This window comes from Streptomyces sp. NPDC026092, assembly GCF_040638605.1.
In the GTDB taxonomy this organism is placed as follows: domain Bacteria; phylum Actinomycetota; class Actinomycetes; order Streptomycetales; family Streptomycetaceae; genus Streptomyces.
Genome location: NZ_JBEZYN010000006.1, coordinates 265,084 through 289,031, shown reverse-complemented (window position 1 = coordinate 289,031; position 23,948 = coordinate 265,084). Strand labels below are relative to the sequence as shown.

Below are 23,948 nucleotides of genomic sequence, written 5' to 3'. Positions count from 1 at the left end.
CCTCGTCACGGCTCAGAGGTCGCGGCGTCCGCGCAGGGCCGCCTTCGCCACCAGTCCGGTCGCGGCCAGGGCGAGCGCGAGGCCGCCGAGCAGCCAGAGCCGCTCACCGCTGGAGCCGGTGTCGGCCATCGAGCCGCCGGGACCGTGCGGGCCCTGCGGGATGTCCGGGCCGTCCGGGAGGTGGGGGGTCGGGCGGGGCTGGTGGGTGGTCGGTGCGGGGGTCGGTGCCACCTCCGACTCCGTGGGGGTGGGATCCACGGGGGCCGACGGCTCCGGCTCCGGCTTCGACGGAGTCGGCTTCGGGCTCGGCTTCGGCGGATCCAGGACCGGGGTCACCGCGCACGCCGGGTCCTCGCTGCCCTCGCCGCAGTTCGAGCGCGGGGACTCGACCTCGACGCTGTTGCGGAGCCTGCCGTCGCCGCGCACCGGGTCGTGGACCTTCACCGAGTACGTGACCGTCGCCGTCTTCCCGGCCGGGATGTCACCGACGTAGCCGATCTTCGGCGCGTCGTACGTGACCTTGCCGATCGTCGCCTCCGCGTCGCCCAGGTAGTCGGCGTCGTCCAGGTTGCCGGTCAGGTCGTCGCTGAACTTGGCGTTCGGGTAGTCCAGCCGGCTGATGTTCTTCGCGGTGACCGTGTACGTCAGGGTGTCGCCCGGCCTCACCTTCGCCGGGCTCGCCGTCTTGGTGATCTCCAGGTCCGGTACGGGCACGGAGAAGGCCAGGCCCGAGGGCACGTACGTGTCACCCGTCGTCGTGAACGTCAGCTCCGCCGACCGCGCGCCCACCGGGATCGCGCCGTCCGGGATGTCGAAGGCCTTGGCGTCGATGGAGAGGTTGTTCGTCAGCTTCGGCGCGACGGCGCCGTCGTCCTCGCTGACGAAGAAGTTGTCGGTGTTGCCCGTGTGCGCCTCGGTGACGTTCTTGCCGTCGACCAGGAACGTGTCACCGGGCGTGTTCCAGTCGCCCTCGTACGCCGTCACGCTCGCCCGCGCCTTGCCCGTCGTCCGGTGGAAGCCGTCGACGGTGATCGTGGTCGCGGGGGAGGTGGAGCGTTGGAGGACGTGCCCGCCGTATACGTACACGTTGCGGCGGTCAGGCGCGTGGGTCGGGTCGGGGCCCGGGAACGCGTAGACGACCGTCAGGGACCAGCCCGCCGCGCAGCCCTTGCCGTCCGGCGCCCAGATGCCGCCGACCGAGATCTGTGCGTCCGTGCCGGTCACGTCCTCGAACGCGGACGTCACGTCCGACTCGCCCGTGTAGTAGTGCGGGCCGCTGGTGTCCGCCGGGTCCGTCACCATGCTGTCGATCGAGACCGCCGTCTCCGGCCCCGCCCCGACCCTGATGTGCGGCGCGGTCGTGGCGTGGTCGCCCGGCGAGGTCACCACATCGGCGCCGGAGACGTCGCAGCGCTTCAGCTGCGCCCCGCTCGGCCCCTTGTACGTGCCGTCGTTGCCGCCCCAGAACAGCCGGGCGTACGCGACCTTCGCCCCGGCCGGCACGACGACATGGCCGGTGCTGGAGCCGTAACCGGCGTCCATGGAGGCGGTGTTGATCCGCTTCATGACGAAGGTGTTGTTGTTGTCGCGCCCCTGCCCGGAGGCGGCGCCGGCGCAGCGCGCGGCCAGGTCGGCGGGGGCCGTGGGGCAGCCCATGACCGTGTTGCCGATGGTCGTGAAGTCGCCGTACAGCGACTCGTCGTAGCGCTTGCCGAAGGGCTCCACCACGTCGGCCGCGGCGGGACCGGCCACGGCGAGGGAGAGCGAGCCGAGTGAGCCGGCGGCGAGGACGAGCGCCGCCAGCGACATGGTCATCCGATTCTTGAACCGCATGAAACGGAAGATAGGCAAAAATCACCATCATTCGGCGTTACGCCACGCGGCGGTGCGCGTACTCCGCGATCTCCACCATCGGCGGCCGCTCCTCCGTGTCCACCGCGTACGTGTGCGGCGTGAAGCCCTCCTCGCCGCGCTCGAACTGGGTGAGCCGCGGCCGCACCAGATGGCCCCGGGAGAGCCGCAGCTGCGCCGTCCGGTAGATCGCCGCCGCCATCCGGCCCAGCGCCTGGCCGTCCTGGTGCCGGTGCTTGCGGACCCCGACGTCCACCTGCGCGAGGGCGTCCAGACCGACCGTGTGCAGCGCGTCCACGAGCAGGCCCAGCTCCACTCCGTAACCGACCGGGAACGGCAGCCGTTCGAGCAGCGAGCGGCGCGCCGCGTACTCGCCGCCCAGCGGCTGCACGAACCCGGCCAGCTGCGGCCAGTGCAGATTGAGCAGCGGCCGCGCCACCAGCTCCGTCACCCGACCGCCCTGACCTGGGGTGTCGCCGAGCGGGCGGTCGTACATCGCCTTCACGAAGTCGACGTCCTGGTCGGTGAGCAGCGGGCCGACGATGCCGGTGACGAAGTCCGCGGAGAAGTCCCGCAGATCCGCGTCGACGAAGCAGACGATGTCCCCCTCGGTCACCATCAGTGACCGCCACAGCACCTCGCCCTTGCCGGGCACGGCGGGTATCCGGGGCAGGATCGCGTCCCGCGCCACCACCCGCGCCCCGGCCGCCGCCGCCACCTCCGCCGTACGGTCGGTGGAACCGGAGTCGATCACCACCAGCTCGTCCACGAGCGGAACGGCCTCGGTCATCAGCTCGCGCCGGATGACGGAGACGATCTCGCCGACCGTCGCCTCCTCGTTCAGCGCGGGCAGCACGACGCTGACCGTCGTCCCGTGCTTCGCCGCCAGGACGCGGTCGAGTCTTCGGTCCGCCACGGACCAGGACCGCCGACCCAGCCAGCGCTCCACTTCCTCCAGCACGTGATCTCCATCTCGCGGTTCGGACGGCAGGTTCAACCCTCCGGGCCTTCGGTTACAGTCTTGAACAACGCGGATGCCCGATGCATGTCGGGGTGCCACCCGCGTCACACAATCGAATACCGCTCATCCAGAGGGGCAGAGGGAAACGGCCCGTTGAAGCCCCGGCAACCCTCCAGTCGGTCACTCGTCCGCAGTCGTCAGCACTGCGCCCGCGAGGCTCCCGGCTAGGGAAGGTGCCAAATCCGTCTCATGGCGATGTTCGTCATGGGAAAGATGAGGAGAAAGGGCCTCGCCTCCATGGCTGTACAGACTGCTACCCCCGACACCACCGCCGCCGACACCGCTCGGACGGTCGATCTCGGTCCCGCTTCCGGCCTTTCCTGCCGGGAATGCGGCGAAGTCTTCGCACTCGGCCCGATCTTCGCCTGCGAGCTGTGTTTCGGCCCTCTCGAAGTCGCGTACGACCTTCCCGTCGGTGACCCCGAGGCGCTGCGCAAGCAGATCGAGGCCGGCCCCGCCAATATCTGGCGCTACGCCCCGCTGCTGCCCGTCCCCGCCGACGTCGCCGAGAAGCCGAACCTGAACCCGGGCTGGACCAAGCTCGTCCAGGCCGACAACCTCGCCGGCGAACTGGGCGTCGAGCCCGGCAAGCTCTTCGTCAAGGACGACTCGGGCAACCCGACGCACTCCTTCAAGGACCGCGTCGTCGCCCAGGCCCTCGAGGCCGCCCGCGCCTTCGGCTTCACCACGCTCTCCTGCTCCTCCACCGGCAACCTGGCCGGCGCCGTCGGCGCCGCCGCCGCCCGCGCCGGCTTCCGCTCCTGCGTCTTCATCCCGCACGACCTGGAGCAGGGCAAGGTCGTCATGGCCGCCGTCTACGGCGGTGAGCTCGTCGGCATCGAGGGCAACTACGACGACGTCAACCGCTTCTGCTCCGAGCTCATCGGCGACCCGCTGGGCGAGGGCTGGGGCTTCGTCAACGTCAACCTGCGGCCGTACTACGGCGAGGGCTCCAAGACGCTCGCGTACGAGATCTGCGAGCAGCTGGGCTGGGTCATCCCGGACCAGCTCGTCATCCCGATCGCCTCCGGCTCGCAGCTCACCAAGATCGACAAGGGTCTGCAGGAGCTCATCAAGCTGGGCCTGGTCGAGGACAAGCCGTACAAGATCTTCGGCGCCCAGGCCGAGGGCTGCTCGCCGGTGTCCGCCGCCTTCAAGGCCGGTCACGACGTCGTACGGCCGCAGAAGCCCCACACCATCGCCAAGTCGCTCGCCATCGGCAACCCGGCCGACGGCCCGTACGTCCTCGACATCGCGCGCCGCACCGGCGGCGCCGTGGAGGACGTGAACGACGAGCAGGTCGTCGAGGCGATCAAGATCCTGGCCCGGACCGAGGGCATCTTCGCCGAGACGGCGGGCGGCGTGACGGTCGGCGTGACGAAGAAGCTGGTCGAGGCCGGCCTCATCGACCCGACCCTCACCACCGTCGTGCTCAACACCGGCGACGGCCTCAAGACCCTCGACGCGGTGGCCGACACCTCTCAGGCGACCGCCACCATCAAGCCGAGCCTGGACGCGTTCCGCGACGCCGGCCTGGCCCACTGACCCCCACTCGTCCGTTCACGGAAGGCAGCAGCACATGAGCGTCAAGGTCCGTATCCCCACCATCCTCCGTACCTACACGGGCGGCCAGGCCGAGGTTCCGGCGGAGGGCGCGACCCTGTCCGAGGTCATCTCCGACCTGGAGAAGAACCACGCGGGCATCGCCGCCCGCGTCCTGGACGACCAGGGCAAGCTGCGCCGCTTCGTGAACGTCTACGTGAACGACGACGACGTCCGCTTCGAGCAGGGCCTGGAGACGGCGACGCCGGACGGCGCGGGCGTCTCCATCATCCCGGCGGTCGCCGGCGGCTGCTGAGCCGTCGGATCCGCTCTGGATCCGCCTTTAAGTTACCCGGAGTAACCGAATTGCCCCCTCCGCGAGAGAAGCGGAGGGGGCAATTCTGCATGGTTGAACGCGGTAGAGTTGGGGAAGTCCCCCCGGCTTCGCCGCGCTGCTCCGTGCCAGCCGCATATGAGAATGCGTCCGCACGCGACAAGAAGCAGCCAAAGTACGCGAACGATCTGTACCTTCTGCGCGCTTTGCCGGGCCCGACTTGCCCCGGAATTCATTCAATTCTCCGGAATTCTCCTTTACGCCGTGCCCAGAATTCTCGTCCGATTGACCTGTTGCAGAGGGCAGTTGGGCAGATACATTCAGCCGCGGTCGACGCGTTCCGGCGCAGGGTCTGACCCGGGTCCGCGAAGTGCGGGTCCCGCGCAAGGGCCAGTAATAGGGGAGTTAGGCATGGCTCAGGGCACCGTCAAGTGGTTCAACGCGGAGAAGGGCTACGGCTTCATCGCGGTCGACGGTGGTGCGGATGTATTCGTCCACTACAGCGCGATCCAGATGGACGGATACCGCACCCTCGAAGAGGGTCAGCGGGTCGAGTTCGAGATCTCGCAGGGCCAGAAGGGTCCGCAGGCGGACATGGTCAAGCTCGCCGTCTGAGCACGGCGCGATCGGCCACCACGTACGCACTCACGCGTTCTCACGCCGAGGGGTCCGCATCCTGACCGGGATGCGGACCCCTCGTGCGTGTGCGGGGTGCGTCGGTGGGCCCGCGCGTGCGTGGCCGGGTGCGCAAGGGCCGTCTCTCGATCTGTGGGAGTCGCTTGCACTCGCATGGGCCGAGTGCTAATCATTGGCGTTAGCACTCTGAAGGTGAGAGTGCTTACGAGGATCGGGCAGACGAGGTCCGCGGCCAGGTGGGGCAAGGAACCGCCGGGTACGCAGGCCGTCCGTCGCGGGCGTCGGCGCGGTCCTGGAGCGTTATCCACCCCATGTCCGGGAGGACCACTTCACATGGCCAAGATCATCGCGTTCGACGAGGAGGCACGGCGCGGTCTCGAGCGCGGGATGAACCAGCTCGCCGACGCCGTCAAGGTCACCCTTGGCCCCAAGGGCCGGAACGTCGTCCTCGAGAAGAAGTGGGGCGCCCCCACGATCACCAACGATGGTGTCTCCATCGCCAAGGAGATCGAGCTCGAGGACCCGTACGAGAAGATCGGCGCCGAGCTGGTCAAGGAAGTCGCCAAGAAGACGGACGACGTCGCCGGTGACGGTACGACCACCGCGACCGTCCTCGCCCAGGCGCTCGTCCGCGAGGGCCTGCGCAACGTGGCGGCCGGCGCCAACCCGATGGCCCTCAAGCGCGGCATCGAGAAGGCCGTCGAGGCCGTCTCCGGCGCCCTGCTCGAGCAGGCGAAGGATGTCGAGACCAAGGAGCAGATCGCTTCCACGGCCTCCATCTCCGCCGCCGACACCCAGATCGGCGAGCTCATCGCCGAGGCGATGGACAAGGTCGGCAAGGAAGGCGTCATCACCGTCGAGGAGTCCCAGACCTTCGGTCTGGAGCTGGAGCTCACCGAGGGTATGCGCTTCGACAAGGGCTACATCTCGGCGTACTTCGCCACCGACATGGAGCGTATGGAGGCGTCCCTGGACGACCCGTACCTCCTGATCGTCAACTCCAAGATCTCCTCGGTCAAGGACCTGCTCCCGCTCCTGGAGAAGGTCATGCAGTCGGGCAAGCCGCTGCTGATCATCGCCGAGGACGTCGAGGGCGAGGCCCTGTCGACCCTGGTCGTCAACAAGATCCGCGGCACCTTCAAGTCCGTCGCGGTCAAGGCTCCGGGCTTCGGCGACCGCCGCAAGGCCATGCTGAACGACATCGCCATCCTCACGGGCGGCACGGTCATCTCCGAGGAGGTCGGCCTCAAGCTCGAGAACGCGGGCCTGGACCTGCTGGGCCGCGCCCGCAAGGTCGTCATCACCAAGGACGAGACCACGATCGTCGACGGTGCCGGTGACAGCGACCAGGTCGCCGGTCGCGTCAACCAGATCCGCGCCGAGATCGAGAACTCGGACAGCGACTACGACCGCGAGAAGCTGCAGGAGCGCCTGGCGAAGCTCGCCGGCGGTGTTGCGGTCATCAAGGCCGGTGCCGCGACCGAGGTCGAGCTCAAGGAGCGCAAGCACCGCATCGAGGACGCCGTTCGCAACGCGAAGGCGGCCGTCGAGGAGGGCATCGTCGCCGGTGGTGGCGTGGCCCTGCTCCAGGCCTCCAACGTCTTCGAGAAGCTTGAGGCGGACCTGACGGGCGACGAGGCCACCGGTGCCAACATCGTCAAGCTGGCGCTCGAGGCCCCGCTGAAGCAGATCGCCGTCAACGCCGGCCTCGAGGGCGGCGTCGTGGCGGAGAAGGTCCGCAACCTGCCCGTCGGCCACGGCCTGAACGCCGCGACCAACGAGTACGTGGACCTCATCGCCGAGGGCATCATCGACCCGGCGAAGGTGACGCGTTCCGCGCTGCAGAACGCGGCCTCCATCGCCGCGCTGTTCCTGACCACCGAGGCCGTCATCGCCGACAAGCCGGAGAAGGCCTCCGCGGCCGCTCCGGGCGGCATGCCGGGCGGTGACATGGACTTCTGAGCCTCGGCTCAGTAGCTCCTCGCTGTACGCGACTGAGGGCGGCACTCCCTGCTGGGGGTGCCGCCCTCGGGCGTTCGGGGTGATGCTGGTGGGGTGGGGGGCGGCGCACGGGCTACGGAAGGTCCAGGGAAGGCCTACGGAAGGTCTGCGCAAGGCCTACGGAAGGTGGGAGCGAGCCATGATCACGCTGCTGACGACACCGACCGAGCGCGAGCTGGTGATCACCCGCACCTTCGACGCCCCGCCCGCCCGCGTCTGGGAGGCGTGGACCCGGCCCGAGCACGTCCGCCAGTGGTACGGCGTGGCCGCGATGCCCACGACCGTCTGCGACATCGACCTGCGGGTCGACGGCGCGTGGCGCTGGGGCCAGAAGGCGCCCGACGGCCGGGAGATCGTCTTCTCCGGAACGTACGAGGAGATCCTGCCGAACGAGCGCCTCGTCTACACCGAGGTCTTCGAGCTGATGCCGGGCCCGGCGGTGCACGTCACCCTCACCTTCGACGACACCCCCGACGGCGGCACGGCGCTCACGAGCACCTCGATCTGGCCGTCGACGGAGATCCGCGACCAGGCGCTCGCGACGGGCATGGAGGCCGGGATCAAGGAGGAGTACGACCGGCTCGCGGTGTACCTGGAGATGATGTGAGCCTGGACGTGCCGCGCCTCGACGCGGGGCCGTACGAGCTGCGGGCCTGGGAGCGGGCGGACCTGCCGCTCGTGGAGGAGGCGTCGACGGACCCGTACATCCCGCTGACGAACACGGTCCCGCCGGTGTACTCGGAGGGTGAGGGCGAGGCGTTCGTACGCCGGCAGTGGAGCCGCGCGGAGTCGGGCGCGGGCTACTCCTTCGTGGTCGTCCGCCGCCGCGACGCCCGCCCGGCGGGCATGATCGGCCTCTGGCTGCGCGACCTGCCGGAGGGCCGCGCGACCCTCGGCTACTGGATCGTCCCCTCCTGCCGGGGCGAGGGCGCCGCGGCGGCGGCGCTGACGACGGTGAGCGCCTGGGCGCAGGGCGAACTGGGTATCCCCCGGCTTCAGTTGCTCCTCGAACCGTGGAACGAGGCGTCGGTGAAGACGGCCGAGCGGGCCGGGTTCGTACGGGAGGGACTGCTGCGGTCCTGGCAGGAAGTGGGCGGCGAGCGGCGGGACATGGTGATGTACGGGCGGGTGCGGGCGGGCCGCCCTGGGTAAGGGGAGGGGGGAACCGGACCCGCGGGGGTGGAGCCGATGCGTCGCTCGGAGTTACCGCACCTCTCCCACTACTGGGAGCTGTCAGGCCGTCAGGACGGTGTGGACCAGGTCGTACGGGTCGAGGGGAAGGTCCATGTCTACGAGAACTTTCCCGACTATCTCCTGACCGAGAGATTCGAAGGCCCCTACTTCTCCGTACGGACCCCGGGCCTCCGCGACGCCACGGGGGCGGTCGTCCCGTGCACCCCGGAGGAGTGCCGCCGCTGGGTGAACGCCGCCGTCGTCCACGTCAGGACCGTGGACGCGATCAGCGCCGAACTCCGCGCCGCGCACGCCCGGGTCGTCGCCCTCCCGTGGCGGAGGCCGCTGGCCCTGCGGCGCGCCCTCGACGCCTGGGAGGAGGCGCGGGGGCGGTACGAGCGGCTGCTCCAGGAGGCCTTCGCGGCGTACGCGCCGGTCGGCGAGGAGATCCGTGCGGTGGTGCAGGCCGAGCAGGAGCGGGTGGCGGCGGAGATCCGCGAGCGGGAGCGGCTGAGGGCGGAGGAGCGCGGGCGGCGGGCGCGGCTCGCGGAGCGGGCGGTGTGGGGCTGGTGCGTGGTGGGCGCCGGGGACGGCCGGCGCACGGTGCACGTCTTCCGGCACGACGTCCGCAGCGTCGAGCTGCCGGCCGAGGCCCGGGGCGGGGACGGCGCGCGCGTCGACCTGGCGGGGCTGCGGCGGGCGCTCCTTGACCTGAACCTGCCCGACGTCGTCTGGGACCGCGCCGCGCTGCGGGAGGCACGGCGGGAGGTGGGCGTGGCGTTCCGGAACTGGTGGCAGGAGCTGTTCTACGAGAACTACCGCACCCTTACCGAGCCCCCGCCGCCCCCTTCCCCCTCACGCTGGAGCACGGGCGGGAGCGGGACGAGCGGGTCGGGCGGGTACAGCGGGGGCGGCTTCAGCTGCGCGAGCGGGTTCTGAGCGTGCTCCGAGCGAACCGCCCCGGTGTCGTGCCGACATGGCGCTTGAAGTGCCGGGTCAGGTGCGACTGGTCGTAGAAGCCCGTCGCCGTGGCCACCTCCCCGACGGGACGGCCGGCGAGGAGCAGGCCGCGGGCCCGGGTGACGCGGCGGGACGTCACGTACTGGTGCGGGGCGATGCCGAAGGCCGTGGTGAACGCCCGGACCAGGTGGGTGGGGTGGGCGTGCAGGAGCCGCCCGGCCTCCTCCAGGCTCACGCCCTCCTCCAGCCGGGCGTCGAGCAGCTCCCGCAGGGTGTGCGCCACGCTTCGTGCGGCGACCGTGGGGGCGGGGGTGAGGCGGGGGCGCAGGTGGCCGCGGAGGCGTTCGGCGATCAGGGCCAGGCGGCTCTCCGCCTCCAGCTCGTCGCCCGGGTGCGCCAGCGTCGCGTGCAGCCGCGCGACCCGGGCGCGGAGCCGCGGGTCGGCGAGGTCGGGGCCGTCCACGGCCGGGCCGATGAAGCTCTCGTCCAGCTGGGTCAGGTCCAGGTAGAGCACGCGCTTGCGGAAGCCGTGGTCGGTGGCGGGGGAGCCGTTGTGAGGGATCTGGGGCGGGAGCAGCGAGACCGTGTCGTGCGGGGTGCCGTGCTCGCGCCGGTCGAGGTCGTAGCGGACCGCGCCGTCGTCGACGATCAGGAGCGTCCAGGCGTCGTGGACGTGCATCGGGTACGCGTGCTCGGTGAAGTGGGCGTGGAAGACCTCGACGACCCCGGGGATCCGCGGGCGCCAAGCGGTCACCGTTTCACGCGTCACCTTGCCACCATGCCAAGAACGTACAAGAACGGCCCGAGGGGCGACGGGCAGTCTCAGAGCATGAACAGTGACACGAGCACCGACACGAGCACCGACACGAACCCGCCCGTACGCTTCGACAACAAGATCGCCGTGCTGCTGCGGGACGACCTGGAGACCTGGCAGCGGCTGAACGTCACCGCGTTCCTGGTCAGCGGCCTCGGCACCGAGCTGCCCGAGGTGATCGGCGAGCCGTACGCCGACGCCGACGACGTCCCGTATCTGCCGATGTTCCGGCAGCCGGTCCTCGTCTTCGAGGGGTCGAAGGAGACACTGACCGCCGCGCACGCCCGCGTTCTGTCGCGGGCCCTGCCCCGCGCGGTCTTCACCGCCGACCTCTTCGCCACCGGCAACGACCGCGACAACCGGGCCGCGGTGCGCGCGGTCCCGACGGCCGGCCTCGACGTGGTCGGACTCGCCGTGTACGGCCCGCGGAACGCGGTCGACAAGGCGCTCAAGGGCGCGCGGATGCACCCGTAGGCTCCGCCCTCGGCTCTGTACGGAAGCGGTGGCGGTATTCGGTCGGGGTGGTGTCGAGGCGGCGGCGGAAGGCTCGGATCAGGGTGTCGGTCGTGCCGAAGCCGCAGGTGGACGCGATGCGTTCGAGGGTGTCGTCCGAGGTTTCGAGGGTGGCGCGGGCGCGCTCGACGCGGGCGGCCTCGATGTAGACGCCCGGGGTCATGCCGAGTTCGTCCTTGAAGATCCGGGTGAGCTGGCGGCTGCTGACGTTCGCGTACGCGGCGAGGTCGTCGACCGTGAGGGGTTCGGCGAGGTGGCGGGTGATGTGGTGGCGCAGGTCCTCGACGCGCCGGGTCGTGGAGACCGGTTCGAGCGGGACGCTGAACTGGCTCTGGCCGCTGGGGCGTTTGAGGTACATGACGAGCTGGCGGGCGACGCGCAGCGCGACGGTCTCGCCGAAGTCCTCGGCGACGAGGGCGAGCGAGAGGTCGAGGCAGGCGCTGATCCCGGCGCCGGTCCACACGTCGCCCTCGCGGATGAAGATCGGGTCGGCGTCGACCTCGACCAGCGGGTGCTCGGCGGCGAGTTGGCGCGCGGTCGACCAGTGGGTGGTGGCGCGCTTGCCGTCGAGCAGTCCGGCGGCGGCGAGGATGTGCGCGCCGACGCAGACGGAGGTGACGCGGCGGGTGCGTGCGGCGAGGGTACGGACCCGGTCGACGACCGCCGGGTCGGCGAGGGCGTGCACGCGCCGCTGACCGTCCGCGTCGGTCTGGACCTCGACGGAGCCGGGGACGAGGAGGGTGTCCGTCCTACGGGTGGCCGCCTCGTCGAAGGTGACGTCGGGGAGGATCCGTACCCCCGCTGACGTCGTCACCGGGTCCATGGTCTCGGCGGCCAGGAGCACGCGGTAGCCGGCCGCGTCCTCCGTCTCGCGGCGCAGGAGCGCGAAGACCTCGGGCGGGCCGGTGACGTCGAGGAGGTCGACGCCGTCGAAGAGGACGATGACGATGAGGCGCTCCACGGGGGTTGGGCTGGGGCTCATGCGCGAGGGCTCTCTCTCGATGTCCGTATCTGCAAGTTGGGTGACATTGCCGACGTGTCGTGGTCGGCCATAGCGTTTCAGACGAAGCGAATACCGCTGAGAGAGGGGCTACTTCGATGGGTACGACCACGACCGCGACCACTGGTGGGTCTACGACACTCCGCGAGCTGAACGGTTTCGACAACACGCCCGCGTCACTCGCCGACGCGGCGCTGATCCTCGTCGACTACCAGAACACCTACACGCGCGGCGTGATGGAGCTGGACGGCTGGCAGCCCGCGCTCGAAGCGGCGGCCGAGCTGCTCGGGCGGGCGCGCGAGGCGGGCGCGACGGTGATCCACGTCGTCAACGACGGCGGGGAGGGCACCCCGTACGACATCCGGGCCGAGATCGGCGCGATCCACCCGAGCGTGGCACCCGTCGAGGGCGAGGCCGTCGTCGTGAAGCAGGTCCCGAACGCGTTCGTGAACACCGACCTGGCCGAGCACGTCGACGCGGCAGGTCACAAGGACGTCGTCATCGCCGGGTTCATGACCCACATGTGCGTGACGTTCACCGCCGAAGGCGCGTTCCTGCGCGGAAACCGCCCCACCGTCGTCGCCGACGCCTGCGCGACCCGACCCCTGCGTACGGGGGTCGCAGGGGCCGCGGGGGCCGCGATCGTTGCCGCCGAGCAGCTCCACCACAGTGCGCTGGCGACGATCGGTGACCTGTACGGGGTGGTGGTCGGGTCGGGGGCGGAGCTGGGCTGAGGTCGGCCGGGGAGGGCACCTCAGTGGGCGTAGTCCTTGAGTTTCTCGGTGTCGAGGACGATGCCCACGGGGCCGGGGAGGGGGACGGTGTCGCCGAAGGGGTACGCGGCGCGGTGCTGGTAGACGCCGTGGCGGGGTTCGCTGAAGACGACGACGGAGCCGGCGTCGCGGTCGACGAGGAGATAGACGGGGATCTCGGCGGCGGCGTAGCCGTCGCGCTTCTCGATGCGGTCGCGGCGGTGGGTGTCGGAGTCGTAAGAGGTGATCTCGACAACCATGAGAACCCCGTCGGGGTCGCTCCACTCCCCCTTGGCCGCGAAGTGTCCGAGTGGGACCAGGGTTCCGTCCGGCTTCACGCAACCCTTGCGGTACGTCTTGATCGCGATGCCCGACTCCGGGTAGAGGCCGAGGTCGGGACGGTGCTGCATGCACTGGCGCATGAGCCACATGTAGATCTCCGCGTGATCGCCGTCCGGCATGGGCTTGACCCTCAGTTCTCCGTTGATCAGTTCGAGGGTGACGCCCTCAGGGGCAACTCGGGCGAGTTCCTTGAAGTCCTCGACGTCGATCGGCCCGTACTTGACGACCAGTCGGCCGTTCAGGAACTCGAGCTTCACGCCTTCGGGAGCGCGGTCGGCGAGTTCCTCGAAGTCCTCGATCGACATGTCGTCCGGGCGGTCATCGGCGGGGCTGGGGGTCATGGCGTCGCCTCCTCCCCTCCATCGTGCCCCGTCGTCGGTGCGGCTGAGCTGAACTGTCATGGCTGAGTCCCTTCTCGGGCGCGGATGGCCGCCGCGTGGGCGCGGACGCGGGCGGCGGGGAGGACGGTGCGGTGGTTCGGCGCCGGCTCGCCGCGGCAGGGGCCGCATTCGCCGTCCCGGAGGAGGTCGGCGTAGGCGGGGGCGCCGCACTTGGCGCACTCCAGGAGGCGGAGGGGTGGTCGGTCGCGGTGGTCGTGGCGGCGGATCGGTTCCGGTGGGAGTTTCGCCGTCAGGCGGGTGCGGGCGAGGGCAGCCGGGTGGTGGACGGGGGTCGGGAGGCCGGTGGTGAGGGCGCGGGTGACGTGGTCCTCGGTGGCGTCCCGGGCGAACCACTCGTCGACCAGGGGCGCGAGGGCCTGACACTCCGCGTGGGAGAGGGACATCGCGGAGTTCGTACGGCCGAGGGCGGCGAGGAGGACGTAGGCGCGGGAACGGGTGGGCCGCTGCTTCGGGACGTCGCCGCGCTGGAAGGCCGACCACCACGCGTCGTCGCGGGCCGTACGGGACCACCACGTTCGGGTGATCCAGAGACCGTCGAGGCACTCGCGACCCCGGCGCAGATGGCCGGCGCGTGTGATGCGCGTGAGGGCGGTGCGCAGCGCGCACTGTCCGTAGGGGAGGTGCTTGGCCAGCGTCTTTACGGAGATGTCGCTGCCGTCGGCCAACCGGTCGATGTAGGCGGCGATGGCGGCCTCGCGGGGCCGGAGGTGCGCGAAGTCGGTGTCGGTGCGGGGGCGTTCGTACGGCGCGGCACGCTTGCCGTAACCGGGGTTGGCGAGGGGGTGGGGCTCAGCACTAAGCTCGGCGTTAGCCATCGATCGAGAACTTCGCTTTCGATCTGGTTGGTGAGGCCCTCGCAGGTGTTGGCGCACCGGCGGGGGCCGTTCTTATGTCCTATGGACCGTCTTATGGACGTGTTCACTCACCGTAGAGGCATATGACGCTGGGTGGCAAGTTGCTCGCGGAGAGTCAACTCCGGGGGTGGGTGGGCGGGTTGATTACCGAGCCCATACCCCTTCCGTAGAAGAGGGCTCGAAGCTCGGAGCTTGAGCTTCGGGTCTCTGGGGTGGCTGGCATGGGGTTCTCGCGGGTTTCTGGTGCGGCCGCCCTCGTTTCGAGTGTGGCGACCTCCGGCGGTGCGTCAAGGGCGCTCCCTGCGGTCGCGTCGGCTGCGCCGATTCCGCTGCGCTCCACCCTTGACCCACCACCTCCGGCCGCCGGTTTCTACTCGGGGGGCGGCCGGGGGCGTGGCCACGGGGGAGGCCGGGGATCGCTGCGGTCACGAGTCCGGCCTGCCGCCCGGTGGGTGGGGGGCCGGGTATCGCTCCGGTCGGGAGCTTGGATTCCGGCCGGTGGGTGGGGGCTTGGTTTGCGGCGGGGAGTGGGGGAGTTGGTGCGGGTTGGGTGGGGTGCGCGGCAGTGGCGTGGGGCGGCCCGGCTGCGCTCGGCGGCCGTCGGCTGGTGGGCGGCCGAGGCTCATGCCCCGCCGGTGACTGTCCGGTGGGGGTGCGGCCGAGGGCGGTGATGGTGGGCCCCGCCGCCGGCCGCCAGAGTGGGATCACAGGGTGAGCAGGGCGCGGTCGGCGTGCGTCGGGTCGGCGAGGGGCCTGAGGGCGAGGCGGAGCAGGGCGAGGGGGTTGTCGTCGCCGGCGATGCGGTTGGCGCTGAGTTCGTCGCACGAGACGCACTGGTGGATGATCATCCACTCGCCGTCCGGGCGGACGGACATGCCCAGCGCCTCCATCCGCCCCCGGCAGTCCGCGTCGCGGTCACCGGGGATCTTCCGGTCGACGTGCAGGCTGGCCAGGCAGTTGGGGCAGTGGTTGCGATGCGCGGTGCCGGGTGCGTCCAGGGACACGTCGAGCCGACAGGACGTGCACCGGAAGTCGTTCGCCCGGTGTCCTCCTTGGGTGTGGAGGACGTCCTTGTGTCGCTGCGGACGGAGCCGCCGACGACTGCTCGTGTTGCGTGGCATGGTGGTGCTCCTTTCCTGTCGGGCGGTCAGAGGGTTCCGAACGCTTCGAGCGGGAAAGGTGGTTGGGCCAACGGGCGGACGGCCATGCGCATCAAGATGAGCTGGTTGTCGTCCGCGCACACGGGGTTCGAGGTGAGCTCGTCGCAGCGTACGCAGCGGTGGATCACCCTCCAGTCGCCGGTGCGGAGCACGGCGACGGCGATCGGGGACATCCGGCCCTCGCAGTCGCTGGCGCCGCCCTCGATGTGGTCGAGGACGTGCCGGGAGTGCAGGCAGGACGGGCAGTGGTTGCGCGGCGCCCCGTCGGAGGCGTACGCGGACGCGGTCAGCCCGCACCAGGCGCAGGTGAAGGTGTTGAGGCTGAAGGTATTGGTGGTGTTGCTGGACACCCGGGTGCTCCTTGCTGGAAGTCGATCAGGACAGCAAGAGCAGGCCGAGTGGCCTCGTCAGAAGGCAGCCCGAGAATGCCGCAGAACGGCAAACGGGCAGGTCATAGCACCGGAGGACACGTCCGGCAGCCACCCGGAGAAGCAGGCAGCGCAAGGCGGCGGACGGTTACGCGGTACGGCGAGGCGCACTCGGCGCGGGCCGGGGCATCAAACACTCTTTTCCAGGGCACACAGGCCCAGAACGAATCAGAACGACCCCTTGAGGCTAACAAGGCACCTCCCAGGAGCGTCAACGCATTATTCGCCGCCCGTGGACGGCGTGCGGTTCCCGGAATGGTGTGTGTCGCAGTAAGTGCAGCGGACTCGCGGTAACGCTCTGGATATTCCGGGCACGGAGTGCTGATTCGGCACCTGGGGGCGGAGTTGGGGGCAGTTAGGGACGTCTGGCGGCTAGCCCATCGTCAGGGTGCGCAGAGGCTTGCCGGTCTCGGGGTCGAGGTCGATGAGATGGACCTGAGACTCGGTCGAGTCCCCGGTGACCAGGCGTATCTGGTTGGGGCCCGTCCAAGAGGCTTCGTGCAGGCCGTTGGTGAAGGCGTCGCCGTTGAAGTAACCCACCTTCCAGCGGCGCTGGGCCGGGCCCCAGCCCTCGTCGACGTAGACCCACCAGAGCGGGTCGATCATCGCCGACCCCTCCTCGATCACGAGGTGCCGGTCGGGTCGGCCGGGGGCCGTTCTGTCCGAGGTCTCCGAAGGGATGGAAGCGAAGAGGAAGAAGGGGAAGGCCGCGACAAGCGCGAGCCCGGCCGCGATGCCGGTGAGGATGCGGACGACCAGGCTGCGCACCCCGACGAACACGGCCGCCGTCAGCAGTCCCACGACCAGCACGCCGAACAGCAACGGGTGATGGAACAGCTTCGCCACCAGCACCAGACCGCCGTCCTGGCTGCACCACCAGCCGGCCAACGCGGCCAGGGCGAGGAGTGCCGCCGCCAGCGCAAGGCCGCGTGCGCGCTTCCGGGGGTTCCGTGCCGTCGATTCCACCGTGATCCTTGCAATTGGGCGGTCGGTTCACGTGAGTGTGGCGCACCCCCACCGGGCGGCTACCGGCGGGGCATGAATCCCGGCCCCACGACGGCCGTCCGCCGCTGAGCCGGTGCCGCCACCGCCCCATGCCACTGCCGCGCACCCCGAGCCGACCGGCACCGGCTTTCCCTCCTTGGCCCCAAACCGAGCCCCCACCCACCGGGCGAGAGAGCCCCGTCCGACCGAAGCGATGCCCGGCCCCCACCCCACCGGGCCGCAGCTCGCCCTGCCGCCGGAGCGATGCCCGGCCTGCCCGCGTGGCCACGCCCCGGGCCGCCCTCCGAGTGTGAAAGGGCGGGTGGAGGCGGCGGGTCAAGGGTGGCCGAAGGCCATCGCGGAGCGACGCGACCGTAGGGAGCGCCCTTGAGGCGCCGGTGGAACCCGCCACACTCGGAGAGAGGGCGGCCCCGCCAGAGGCTCGCGGGGGTGGTCAGCGCCGAGGATGGTCAGAGACCAACCGGGGGTGCGCGTCGGCTGTGCGCGTGCCGGCCGACCGGTTGGTCCCCGACTCGGTTCACTCAGCGGGGTCCCGTGACGCCCTCGATGAACGTGGCCCAGGCGGCGGTCCGAAACGCGAGCTTCGGGCCGTCGGGGTTCTTGGAGTCGCGTACGGGGACGATGCCGGGGTGGTCGTCGGAGACCTCCAGGCAGTCGCCGCCGTCGCCACCGCTGTACGAGGACTTGCGCCAGGTGGCGACTTCGACGCAGTTACCTCCGCTGCCGTCGCTGTGGCTGGATTTGAACCAGATCGCCGAGCTCAAGTCGTACTCAGGACTGTTGATCTTCATGGGCGTAATCCTCCGCCACGGACTCGATCAGGGCCAGGGATTCACGGGGTGGTAGCGCCGCGGCCCCGAGCAGATCGTAGGTGAGCGAGTGGCGCGCGACCGCGGCCGGGTCGTCCTCAAGGCGGCCTGTGCCCAGGCCCTGGAGGTAGACCAGGGGCGGGGCATCCTCGAAGGTCATCAACTTCATTGAGCCGGTCATCGGGCCGTACGCCCCCGCCCCGAACGGCAGCACCTGCACGATCACCCTGTGCTTCCTCGCCAGGCCCGCCACATGCCGTAACGCCTCCGCCATCACCGCCGGGCCGCCCACCTCCTGTCTCAGTACCGCCTCACCCAACACCACCCACAACAACGGCTTTGTTGGGTCGTCCAGCAGGCGGCCCCGGTCCAGCCTCGCCGCCACCAACTCGTCGATCTTCTCGTCCAGGGCCGTCGGCTGGTACGCGCGGAAGACCTCCCTCGCGTACGCCGGTGTCTGCATCAGGCCGGGGATCAGCAGCGGTGCGAACTCCTTGATGGCCTCCGCCATCGCTTCCGCCTCCGCCGCCTCCGCGAAGTGGTCCGGATAGCGCGACTTGTTCGCCGCCCGGCAGTTCCGGACGAAGAACCCGCCCGTCCCCAACACCTCGTCCAGTTGGGACGCGATCTCCGGCCGGATCCGTCTCGTACCCGCCTCCATCTGGCCGATGTACGAGCCGCTCACGAAGAGCAACTCGCCCAGCGCCTCCTGGCTCTGGCCCTTCCGTTCCCGCGCGTGGCGCAGTTCGGCGCCGATTATCGCCCTGGGTGAGCTCGACGGGTCTGGCTTCCTCTGTCCGGCCATGGCCATGGTCATCAACTCCCGCTTGCACATCTGGGGTTGTTGGGGCTGCACCACTGTTCCCCAGTCTTCTCCATCCGGACACTCGGTGTAGTCGAAACCGATACACAGAGTGGAAAGGCCCCTAAAATGCCTACTTCGCTTGAGCGTCTGCAAGCCGTTCAGGAAGTCGTCAGTCAGCTCAAGGGTGAGTTCGACGCCCTCGGCGTCGCCCTGCCCTCCCTCGGGGTCGACCCGCTCACGATGGCCGGGACCGGGGAGGCGTATCCGCTGGTCGAGCTGGGGCGGTGCAACGTCGACACCGCGTTGCGGCTCGCGGCCGTACTGAACGAGGTCCGTCGGTGAACCGCGAGGCGAACGTCGGGGCGTACGTCGTGGACGCGCGTGACGGGCGGATCGGGCGGGTCATGGGGTGCGTAGGGCCTCATGTGCAGCTGAGGCCGCCCGGTGGCGGGCGGGAGTGGGACTGTCCGGCCGAGCTGCTCAGTCCCGCACCGCCCGGGGACGTGCTCCGGGCCCGGGTGCGGGCGATCAACCGTGACGGGCGACTGCCCTGAAGTGCCCCGCTGCCAGGTGGGGTTGACCCCACCTCCGGTCCGCCTGCCGGCCGGATGGGGCATGCGCGCCTGATCGAAGAGGCTTCACCCATGACGACTTACGGACGCACCAGCCTGGTTCTCGCCCTCTCGGCCGCCGCCGTCGCGGCCACCCTCACCGTGGCCCCCGGCGCCACCGCGTCGGCGGCCGCCCTGCCCGGCCTCTCCTGGGAGCCCTGCGGACCGGCCGGCCTCGGCCAGGAGTGCGCCACCCTCTCCGTACCGCAGGACTACGCCAAGCCGGCCGGGCCCCAGCTCTCCCTGGCCGTCTCCCGGATCCGCAGCGAGCGGCCCGAGGCGCGGCGCGGGACGCTGGCCGTGATCCCGGGAGGGCCCGGAAGTTCCGGGGTGCAGCGGCTGTCGCAGAAGGGTGCGGCGCTGGGGGAGGAGCTGGGCGGGGCGTACGACCTCGTTGCCTTCGACCCGCGTGGGGTCGGCGGGAGTTCGACGGCGAACTGCGGGCTCGACCCGGAGGACCGGCGGATGGTGACCCTGCGGTCCTGGCCGGCTGCGGACGGGTCGATCGACGAGAACGTCGAACGGTCCCGGCGGGCCGCCGAGGCCTGTCTGCGCAACGGCGGCGAGCGCCTGCGCAGCTTCACCACGGCGAACCAGGCCCGGGACCTGGACCGGTTCCGGCAGGCGCTCGGGGAGGAGAAGCTCTCGGCGTGGGGGGTGTCGTACGGGACGTACGTGGGGGCGGTGTACGCGACGAAGTACCCGCACCGCACGGACCGTTGGGTCCTGGACAGCAGCGCCGACCCGAATCCGGAGCGGGTTGCGCGGGGCTGGCTGGCGGACATGGCGAAGGGTGCGGAGGACCGCTTCCCGGACTTCGCGAGGTGGGCGGCGGACCCGGCGCGAGGCGACTCGCGCCTGGCCGAACGCCCCTCGGAAGTACGCCCGTTGATTCTGGCCCTGGCGACTGACCTCGACAACGAGCCGAAGGAGTCGACGACGCCGGGCGTCCCGCTGACGGGGAACATTCTCCGGCAGGCCCTGCAGAACGCCCTCTACTCCGACACCGCCTTCGCGCCCTTCGCGGAACTGGTCATCTCGGCCAGGGACCCGAAGAGTACGCCCGCCCTCCCCGCACAGTCCTCCGCCGCGATGCCGGACTCGGACGCGGCGCTCAGCGTCGCCGTGATCTGCAACGACGTGAAGTGGCCCCGATCGGTCCGCGCGCACGAACGCGCCGTGGCCGTCGACCGCGCCCGTCACCCGTTGACGGCGGGCATGCCGGTCAACATGACCCCCTGCTCCTTCTGGCAGCCCCCGGCGGAGAAGCCGACCCGGATCACCGACCGGGGCCCCTCCAACATCCTCATGATCCAGAGTCTCCGCGACCCGTCCACGCCGTACACGAGCGGCCTGAAGATGCGCGATGCCCTGGGCGCCCGCGCTCGGCTGGTCACCGTCGACAAGGGCGGCCACGGGATGTACCTGGGCAACGGCAACGCGTGCGGGAACGCGGCCGTGACGACGTTCCTGAAGACGGGGGAGCGGCCAGCGGGGGACGCGTACTGCGGCTAGGGATCCGGAAAGGACGGCGAGGCGCCGCCCACCGGGATGGTGGGCGGCGCCTCGCCGTCTGCCTGCGTCTCCAGCCGAACGCTCCCCTAGCCGAACGCCTTGACGTTCCGCCAGTCGACGCTGAGGACCGGCTTGACCGCAGCGTTGGTGTTCGTCGTGGACGGGTGGTAGATGTTCACGTATCCGGTCGCCCCGACCCGGGTCCAGATGTCGGGAACCTGGTCGTTGTTGACGTCGGGGATGCCCAGGGCGATCGAGACGTTGGTCGCCGTCCAGGCCACGCCGTACTGGACGTCACCCTGGCGGGACTTCGCCGAGGTCATCAGCGAGTTGAGGTCCACGCTGCCGGCGACGGCACCGGGCTTGCCGTGGCGGATGTACATGACGCCGGTGCTGACGTCGCGCCACAGCAGGTCGGGGGTGGAGTCCTTGTCGATGTCGGCGAGGTTGACGATGTCCCGGCTGGTCCAGTTGTCGCCGCTCATGCGGGTGACCGACTGGAAGGTGCCGCCGGTGTAGCCGGACAGGGTCCAGAAGTCGGCACCCGCCCGCACGACCACGTCGGTGTACTTGTCACCGGTGATGTCGCCGACCGCCTTGATCTGGGTCCAGGTCGACGGTGCCGGGGTGCCGGCCGGCAGCCGGATGTCGACCCTGTCGTCGACGTTGAAGGTGCCGTATCCGTCGCCCGGGTAGAGCCAGAAGGTGCCGTCCGGGGCCACGGAGAACAGGTCGGTGCTGCCGTCGCCGGGGAAGACGTCCTGGTACTTGGAGATCAGCGCGGCCTTGCCGGTGGTGGGGTTGAACCAGTAGCCGAGCGGCGGGTCCACCGCCTTGAGCTTCTCGGGGTCGTCGTCCTCCGGCTTGAGGACGTAGGAGCCGGGCATGCCCTGGTAGAGCTCGCCCTCCGGGCCGCCGGAGAGGGACTCCAGCTGGCCGGCCGCGTTGATGATCAGGAGGTCGACGATGCCGTCGCCGCCCACGTCACCGGGACCGTCGCCCGTGTCGCGGGGGCGGACGTAGAAGGCGTAGTCCGTGCGCGCGCTGATGTTGCCCGCGGCATCGAGGGCCCAGACCTGGAGGCCGTTGGGGCCGGCGTGCGGCGGCTTCAGCGCGGCGATCGTCGCCTTTCCGCTGGTCGCGGCCACCTCGGTGGAGCCCACTCCCTCGAAGCTGTAGCGGAACTTCGCGGCTTCCGCGGATTCGAAGGTGATGGCGCCCGTGCCGCCGAATTTGACCTTGGCCCAGGTCTGGCCGTCGGAGGTGGCCTCCGCGAAGTCGGTGCTCGTCACGTCCGGCGCCGTGGGCGCGGTGGTGTCGATCTTGATCTGGCAGACCTCGTTGCCGAGCGGGAACCAGCTGGAAGCGCCCTGCGGGTTCATGTGGTCCTCGGCCCGGACGACCCAGGTGTACGTGGCTCCGTGCACCAGGTTGGGGACGATCGCGGAGGCGGTGCCGCTGGCGTTGGTGGTCCCGACGTAGTCCTTGTAGGGCTCTCCCACCTTCGTGACGCGGAAGCGGAGCTGCTTCAGGTTGCCGTCGGCGTCCTTCGCGTTCGCCGACAGGGTCACGCTCGACTTCGCGATGGTCCGGGCGCCCGGAGACTGCACGCATGCGCCGCCAGGTGTGCTGGTCCCGCCCGTCGGTTCCGACGGATTGCGGTTGTACTCCGCCTCGAACGTGGCCGAGGTCGCGCGGAACTTGCGCCAGGAGTGGGTGCTGCTCTCATTCGTGGCGCGCAGGCCGAAGGTGAGGTTCGTCCATCCCGCGGTGGCGGCCTTCTGCGCGGCGGCCTTGACGTTGGCGTTGTTGAACGCCTCGTACTCGTCCTTGCAGCCGTAGGTGAGATTGCCGTGGGCGAAGGACTTCCCTTGCAGGTAGTCGGCCCAGGCCGGTTGGGCGTTCCATGTCGTGCCGGTGGAGATGGAACCCGTGAGATAGAACTTGTACTCCATGGGATCGCACGACCAGGCGTGGTTGTTCAGGACCTTGAACGAGGCGGAGTAGACCGTGGCGCCTGTGATCTTGGTGAAGTTCATGCGCCAGAAGGAGCGGCCCAGGCCGCCGGTCTGGCTCTCGTACCCCACGCGGGCGTCCGAGGTGCCGGAGCTGAAGTTGGTGCCGTTGTGGAAGCTGGTGTTGGGGTAGGGACGGTAGGCGGTCGTCCACGCCAGCCAGGCGGTGTTCATCGGCGGGTCGACGAACACGGGGAAGCGGGTGTCCTTGTCCGTGAAGAGGCCCGTGGCGGCGGCCTGCAGTCGCAGGCGCGCGTTGCCGGTGCCCTCGCCGTCCAGCCTGACGGGTACCGGAGCCTGCTTGGCGCCGGGTTCGATGCCGCTCAGACCCGACAGCTTCAGCACGTCCGCGGAGGTGGCGACCGAGGTGCGGAGCGCGGAATCGGGGTTGCCGGGTTCGCGTCCGTTGGAGTCCCACGCGAACGGGGTGGGGAGATTCCCTATCTCCTTGCCCGACTTGTCCAGGATCTGTACGCGCGTGCCGGCCTCGACGTACTTGAACAGGGCCGTGTCCGAACGCAGTCCGTACGTCACGTCCTTCAGCGCCGACTGCTGTGCGGCCTCACGTGTCTTGACGACGAGCACCTGGGCGAAGCCGCCCTCCTCGCGCGCGACCAGGAGCAGGTCGACGCCCGGCAGGACCTCGGGGTAGAGGGCGCGCGCTCCGTCGAGGACGGGCTCGGGCAGGGCGCCGGGCCAGGTGTACGCGACGGTGTGGCCGTCGATGTCCATCTCGGCGAGCACGGTGTCACCGGGCTGCGGCGCCCGGGCGTACGAGCGGTCGGCGCGGGAGGTCTCGGCGTCGCCGCTGGAGAACCGCACCGGAAGGGGCACGTTCACGGGCCGGACGCCGAGCCCGCGCGGAGCCTTCTCGGTCCGCTTGAGTGTGTTGTCGATGGGTGCCCAGTGGCCCTGGGCGTTCTTCGCCCGCTGCGGGAGGGCGTGGATCTGGGAGCGGAGCCGGCCGTTCGGCAGGGCCCAGGTCAGCTCGGTCGCGGTCGTCGCCGTCTCGACGAGCACCTGCTTGCCCGTGCGTCGCGCCTGGGCCATGGCGGCCTGCTCGTCGCGCAGGGGAGTCGAGGCGGGCTTCGCCTCGGTCCCTTGGGTCCGCTGGGCCGTTGGGGGAGCTTCCGGTTGCCACCAGGGCAACAGGGCAGCGGTGAGTGCGGCCAGAACGAGGCCGAGAGTGCAGGCCAGCCTGGTGCGCGTGCGCACGAAGGGGCTGAGCAGGCGGGGCGCGGTCACGGCGGTCTACTCCCGTAGGGACCAAGCGGAATGGGGACAGCACAGACAGCCCCGGACGGCGGACCGCGGGGCACAGGCGCGCAAACGATCACATGGCTTTCACGGTCTGTCCACAGATAAGGAAGTTGTGAAGTTGTGATGTTGTGACGGAGGTTGCGCGC

Annotated in this window: 23 protein-coding genes and 1 riboswitch; of the genes, 11 read left to right on the top strand and 12 right to left on the bottom strand. The window is 70.2% G+C overall.

Features of this window, described 5'->3' with window-relative positions; translation table 11 throughout:
• Positions 1–12: 12 nt before the first annotated feature.
• Both AB0F56_RS12670 and AB0F56_RS12665 read right to left on the bottom strand, forming a co-directional pair.
• Entirely contained in the window at positions 13–1,833 is a 1,821-nt protein-coding gene (locus AB0F56_RS12670) for a hypothetical protein (protein WP_362007547.1), read from the bottom strand.
• A gap of 37 nt (positions 1,834–1,870) precedes the next feature.
• The gene (locus tag AB0F56_RS12665) at positions 1,871–2,812 is read right to left on the bottom strand and encodes a glucosyl-3-phosphoglycerate synthase (RefSeq protein WP_362007544.1); all 942 of its coding nucleotides are present in this window, start codon (positions 2,810–2,812) and stop codon (positions 1,871–1,873) included.
• Between the two features lie 120 nt (positions 2,813–2,932).
• Positions 2,933–3,092, top strand: a riboswitch (SAM riboswitch).
• Positions 3,093–3,109: 17 nt separating this feature from the next.
• Here AB0F56_RS12665 and thrC point away from each other — a divergent pair.
• From thrC to AB0F56_RS12630, 7 genes are all read left to right on the top strand, one after another.
• A complete protein-coding gene (gene thrC, locus AB0F56_RS12660) occupies positions 3,110–4,417 on the top strand; it encodes a threonine synthase (RefSeq protein ID WP_362007541.1) in 1,308 nt (435 codons plus the stop codon).
• 34 nt (positions 4,418–4,451) lie between these two features.
• Entirely contained in the window at positions 4,452–4,730 is a 279-nt protein-coding gene (locus tag AB0F56_RS12655; protein ID WP_361960523.1) for a MoaD/ThiS family protein, read from the top strand.
• A gap of 429 nt (positions 4,731–5,159) precedes the next feature.
• Complete coding sequence (locus tag AB0F56_RS12650) at positions 5,160–5,363, top strand: cold-shock protein (protein ID WP_005315736.1); 204 nt, start codon at positions 5,160–5,162, stop codon at positions 5,361–5,363.
• Between the two features lie 354 nt (positions 5,364–5,717).
• On the top strand, positions 5,718–7,346 hold the full coding sequence (gene groL, locus AB0F56_RS12645) for a chaperonin GroEL (RefSeq protein WP_362007539.1): 1,629 nt from the start codon (positions 5,718–5,720) through the stop codon (positions 7,344–7,346).
• Between the two features lie 178 nt (positions 7,347–7,524).
• On the top strand, positions 7,525–7,992 hold the full coding sequence (locus AB0F56_RS12640; protein ID WP_362007536.1) for an SRPBCC family protein: 468 nt from the start codon (positions 7,525–7,527) through the stop codon (positions 7,990–7,992).
• The gene (locus AB0F56_RS12635; protein ID WP_362007534.1) at positions 7,989–8,537 is read left to right on the top strand and encodes a GNAT family N-acetyltransferase; all 549 of its coding nucleotides are present in this window, start codon (positions 7,989–7,991) and stop codon (positions 8,535–8,537) included. The genes AB0F56_RS12640 and AB0F56_RS12635 overlap by 4 nt, the downstream gene beginning before the upstream one ends.
• A 36-nt stretch (positions 8,538–8,573) precedes the next feature.
• Positions 8,574–9,497 carry a hypothetical protein gene (locus tag AB0F56_RS12630; RefSeq protein ID WP_362007532.1) on the top strand — a complete coding sequence of 308 codons (924 nt, stop codon included), beginning with the start codon at positions 8,574–8,576 and terminating at the stop codon, positions 9,495–9,497.
• On the opposite strand, the gene AB0F56_RS12625 is transcribed toward AB0F56_RS12630, so the two are convergent.
• Positions 9,475–10,272, bottom strand: a complete 798-nt coding sequence (locus AB0F56_RS12625) for an AraC family transcriptional regulator (protein WP_362007529.1) — start codon at positions 10,270–10,272, stop codon at positions 9,475–9,477. The genes AB0F56_RS12630 and AB0F56_RS12625 overlap by 23 nt on opposite strands.
• A gap of 75 nt (positions 10,273–10,347) precedes the next feature.
• Between AB0F56_RS12625 and AB0F56_RS12620 the strand changes: the two genes are divergently transcribed.
• Positions 10,348–10,806 carry a DUF2000 domain-containing protein gene (locus AB0F56_RS12620; protein ID WP_362007526.1) on the top strand — a complete coding sequence of 153 codons (459 nt, stop codon included), beginning with the start codon at positions 10,348–10,350 and terminating at the stop codon, positions 10,804–10,806.
• Here the strand turns inward: AB0F56_RS12620 and AB0F56_RS12615 are convergent.
• Positions 10,781–11,827: a GlxA family transcriptional regulator gene (locus AB0F56_RS12615; RefSeq protein WP_362007524.1), complete on the bottom strand. Its 1,047-nt coding sequence runs from the start codon at positions 11,825–11,827 to the stop codon at positions 10,781–10,783. The two genes, AB0F56_RS12620 and AB0F56_RS12615, sit on opposite strands and share 26 nt — an antisense overlap.
• 116 nt (positions 11,828–11,943) lie before the next feature.
• Here AB0F56_RS12615 and AB0F56_RS12610 point away from each other — a divergent pair, with 116 nt between their 5' ends.
• The gene (locus AB0F56_RS12610) at positions 11,944–12,579 is read left to right on the top strand and encodes a cysteine hydrolase family protein (RefSeq protein WP_362007523.1); all 636 of its coding nucleotides are present in this window, start codon (positions 11,944–11,946) and stop codon (positions 12,577–12,579) included.
• Between the two features lie 20 nt (positions 12,580–12,599).
• Here AB0F56_RS12610 and AB0F56_RS12605 read toward each other — a convergent pair whose 3' ends face one another.
• The 7 genes from AB0F56_RS12605 to AB0F56_RS12575 form a co-directional block, all read right to left on the bottom strand.
• Complete coding sequence (locus AB0F56_RS12605) at positions 12,600–13,280, bottom strand: Uma2 family endonuclease (RefSeq protein ID WP_362007521.1); 681 nt, start codon at positions 13,278–13,280, stop codon at positions 12,600–12,602.
• A 56-nt stretch (positions 13,281–13,336) separates the two neighbouring features.
• Positions 13,337–14,155, bottom strand: coding sequence for a hypothetical protein (locus AB0F56_RS12600; protein WP_362007518.1), 819 nt, complete (start codon positions 14,153–14,155; stop codon positions 13,337–13,339).
• Positions 14,156–14,898: 743 nt separating this feature from the next.
• Positions 14,899–15,315, bottom strand: a complete 417-nt coding sequence (locus AB0F56_RS12595; protein ID WP_362007514.1) for an RNHCP domain-containing protein — start codon at positions 15,313–15,315, stop codon at positions 14,899–14,901.
• A 26-nt stretch (positions 15,316–15,341) separates the two neighbouring features.
• Positions 15,342–15,704, bottom strand: a complete 363-nt coding sequence (locus tag AB0F56_RS12590) for an RNHCP domain-containing protein (protein ID WP_362007512.1) — start codon at positions 15,702–15,704, stop codon at positions 15,342–15,344.
• A 450-nt stretch (positions 15,705–16,154) separates the two neighbouring features.
• Positions 16,155–16,748, bottom strand: coding sequence for a hypothetical protein (locus tag AB0F56_RS12585; protein ID WP_362007510.1), 594 nt, complete (start codon positions 16,746–16,748; stop codon positions 16,155–16,157).
• 560 nt (positions 16,749–17,308) lie between these two features.
• Entirely contained in the window at positions 17,309–17,578 is a 270-nt protein-coding gene (locus tag AB0F56_RS12580) for a DUF397 domain-containing protein (protein ID WP_362007507.1), read from the bottom strand.
• Positions 17,559–18,401, bottom strand: coding sequence for a helix-turn-helix transcriptional regulator (locus AB0F56_RS12575; protein WP_362007505.1), 843 nt, complete (start codon positions 18,399–18,401; stop codon positions 17,559–17,561). The genes AB0F56_RS12580 and AB0F56_RS12575 overlap by 20 nt, the downstream gene beginning before the upstream one ends.
• 126 nt (positions 18,402–18,527) lie before the next feature.
• On the opposite strand from AB0F56_RS12575, the gene AB0F56_RS12570 reads away from it, so the two are divergent.
• Positions 18,528–18,743 carry a hypothetical protein gene (locus AB0F56_RS12570; protein ID WP_362007503.1) on the top strand — a complete coding sequence of 72 codons (216 nt, stop codon included), beginning with the start codon at positions 18,528–18,530 and terminating at the stop codon, positions 18,741–18,743.
• A 302-nt stretch (positions 18,744–19,045) separates the two neighbouring features.
• Complete coding sequence (locus AB0F56_RS12565; RefSeq protein ID WP_362007500.1) at positions 19,046–20,527, top strand: alpha/beta hydrolase; 1,482 nt, start codon at positions 19,046–19,048, stop codon at positions 20,525–20,527.
• An 86-nt stretch (positions 20,528–20,613) separates the two neighbouring features.
• On the opposite strand, the gene AB0F56_RS12560 is transcribed toward AB0F56_RS12565, so the two are convergent.
• Positions 20,614–23,787 carry a hypothetical protein gene (locus tag AB0F56_RS12560; RefSeq protein WP_362007499.1) on the bottom strand — a complete coding sequence of 1,058 codons (3,174 nt, stop codon included), beginning with the start codon at positions 23,785–23,787 and terminating at the stop codon, positions 20,614–20,616.
• Between the last annotated feature and the right edge of the window lie 161 nt (positions 23,788–23,948).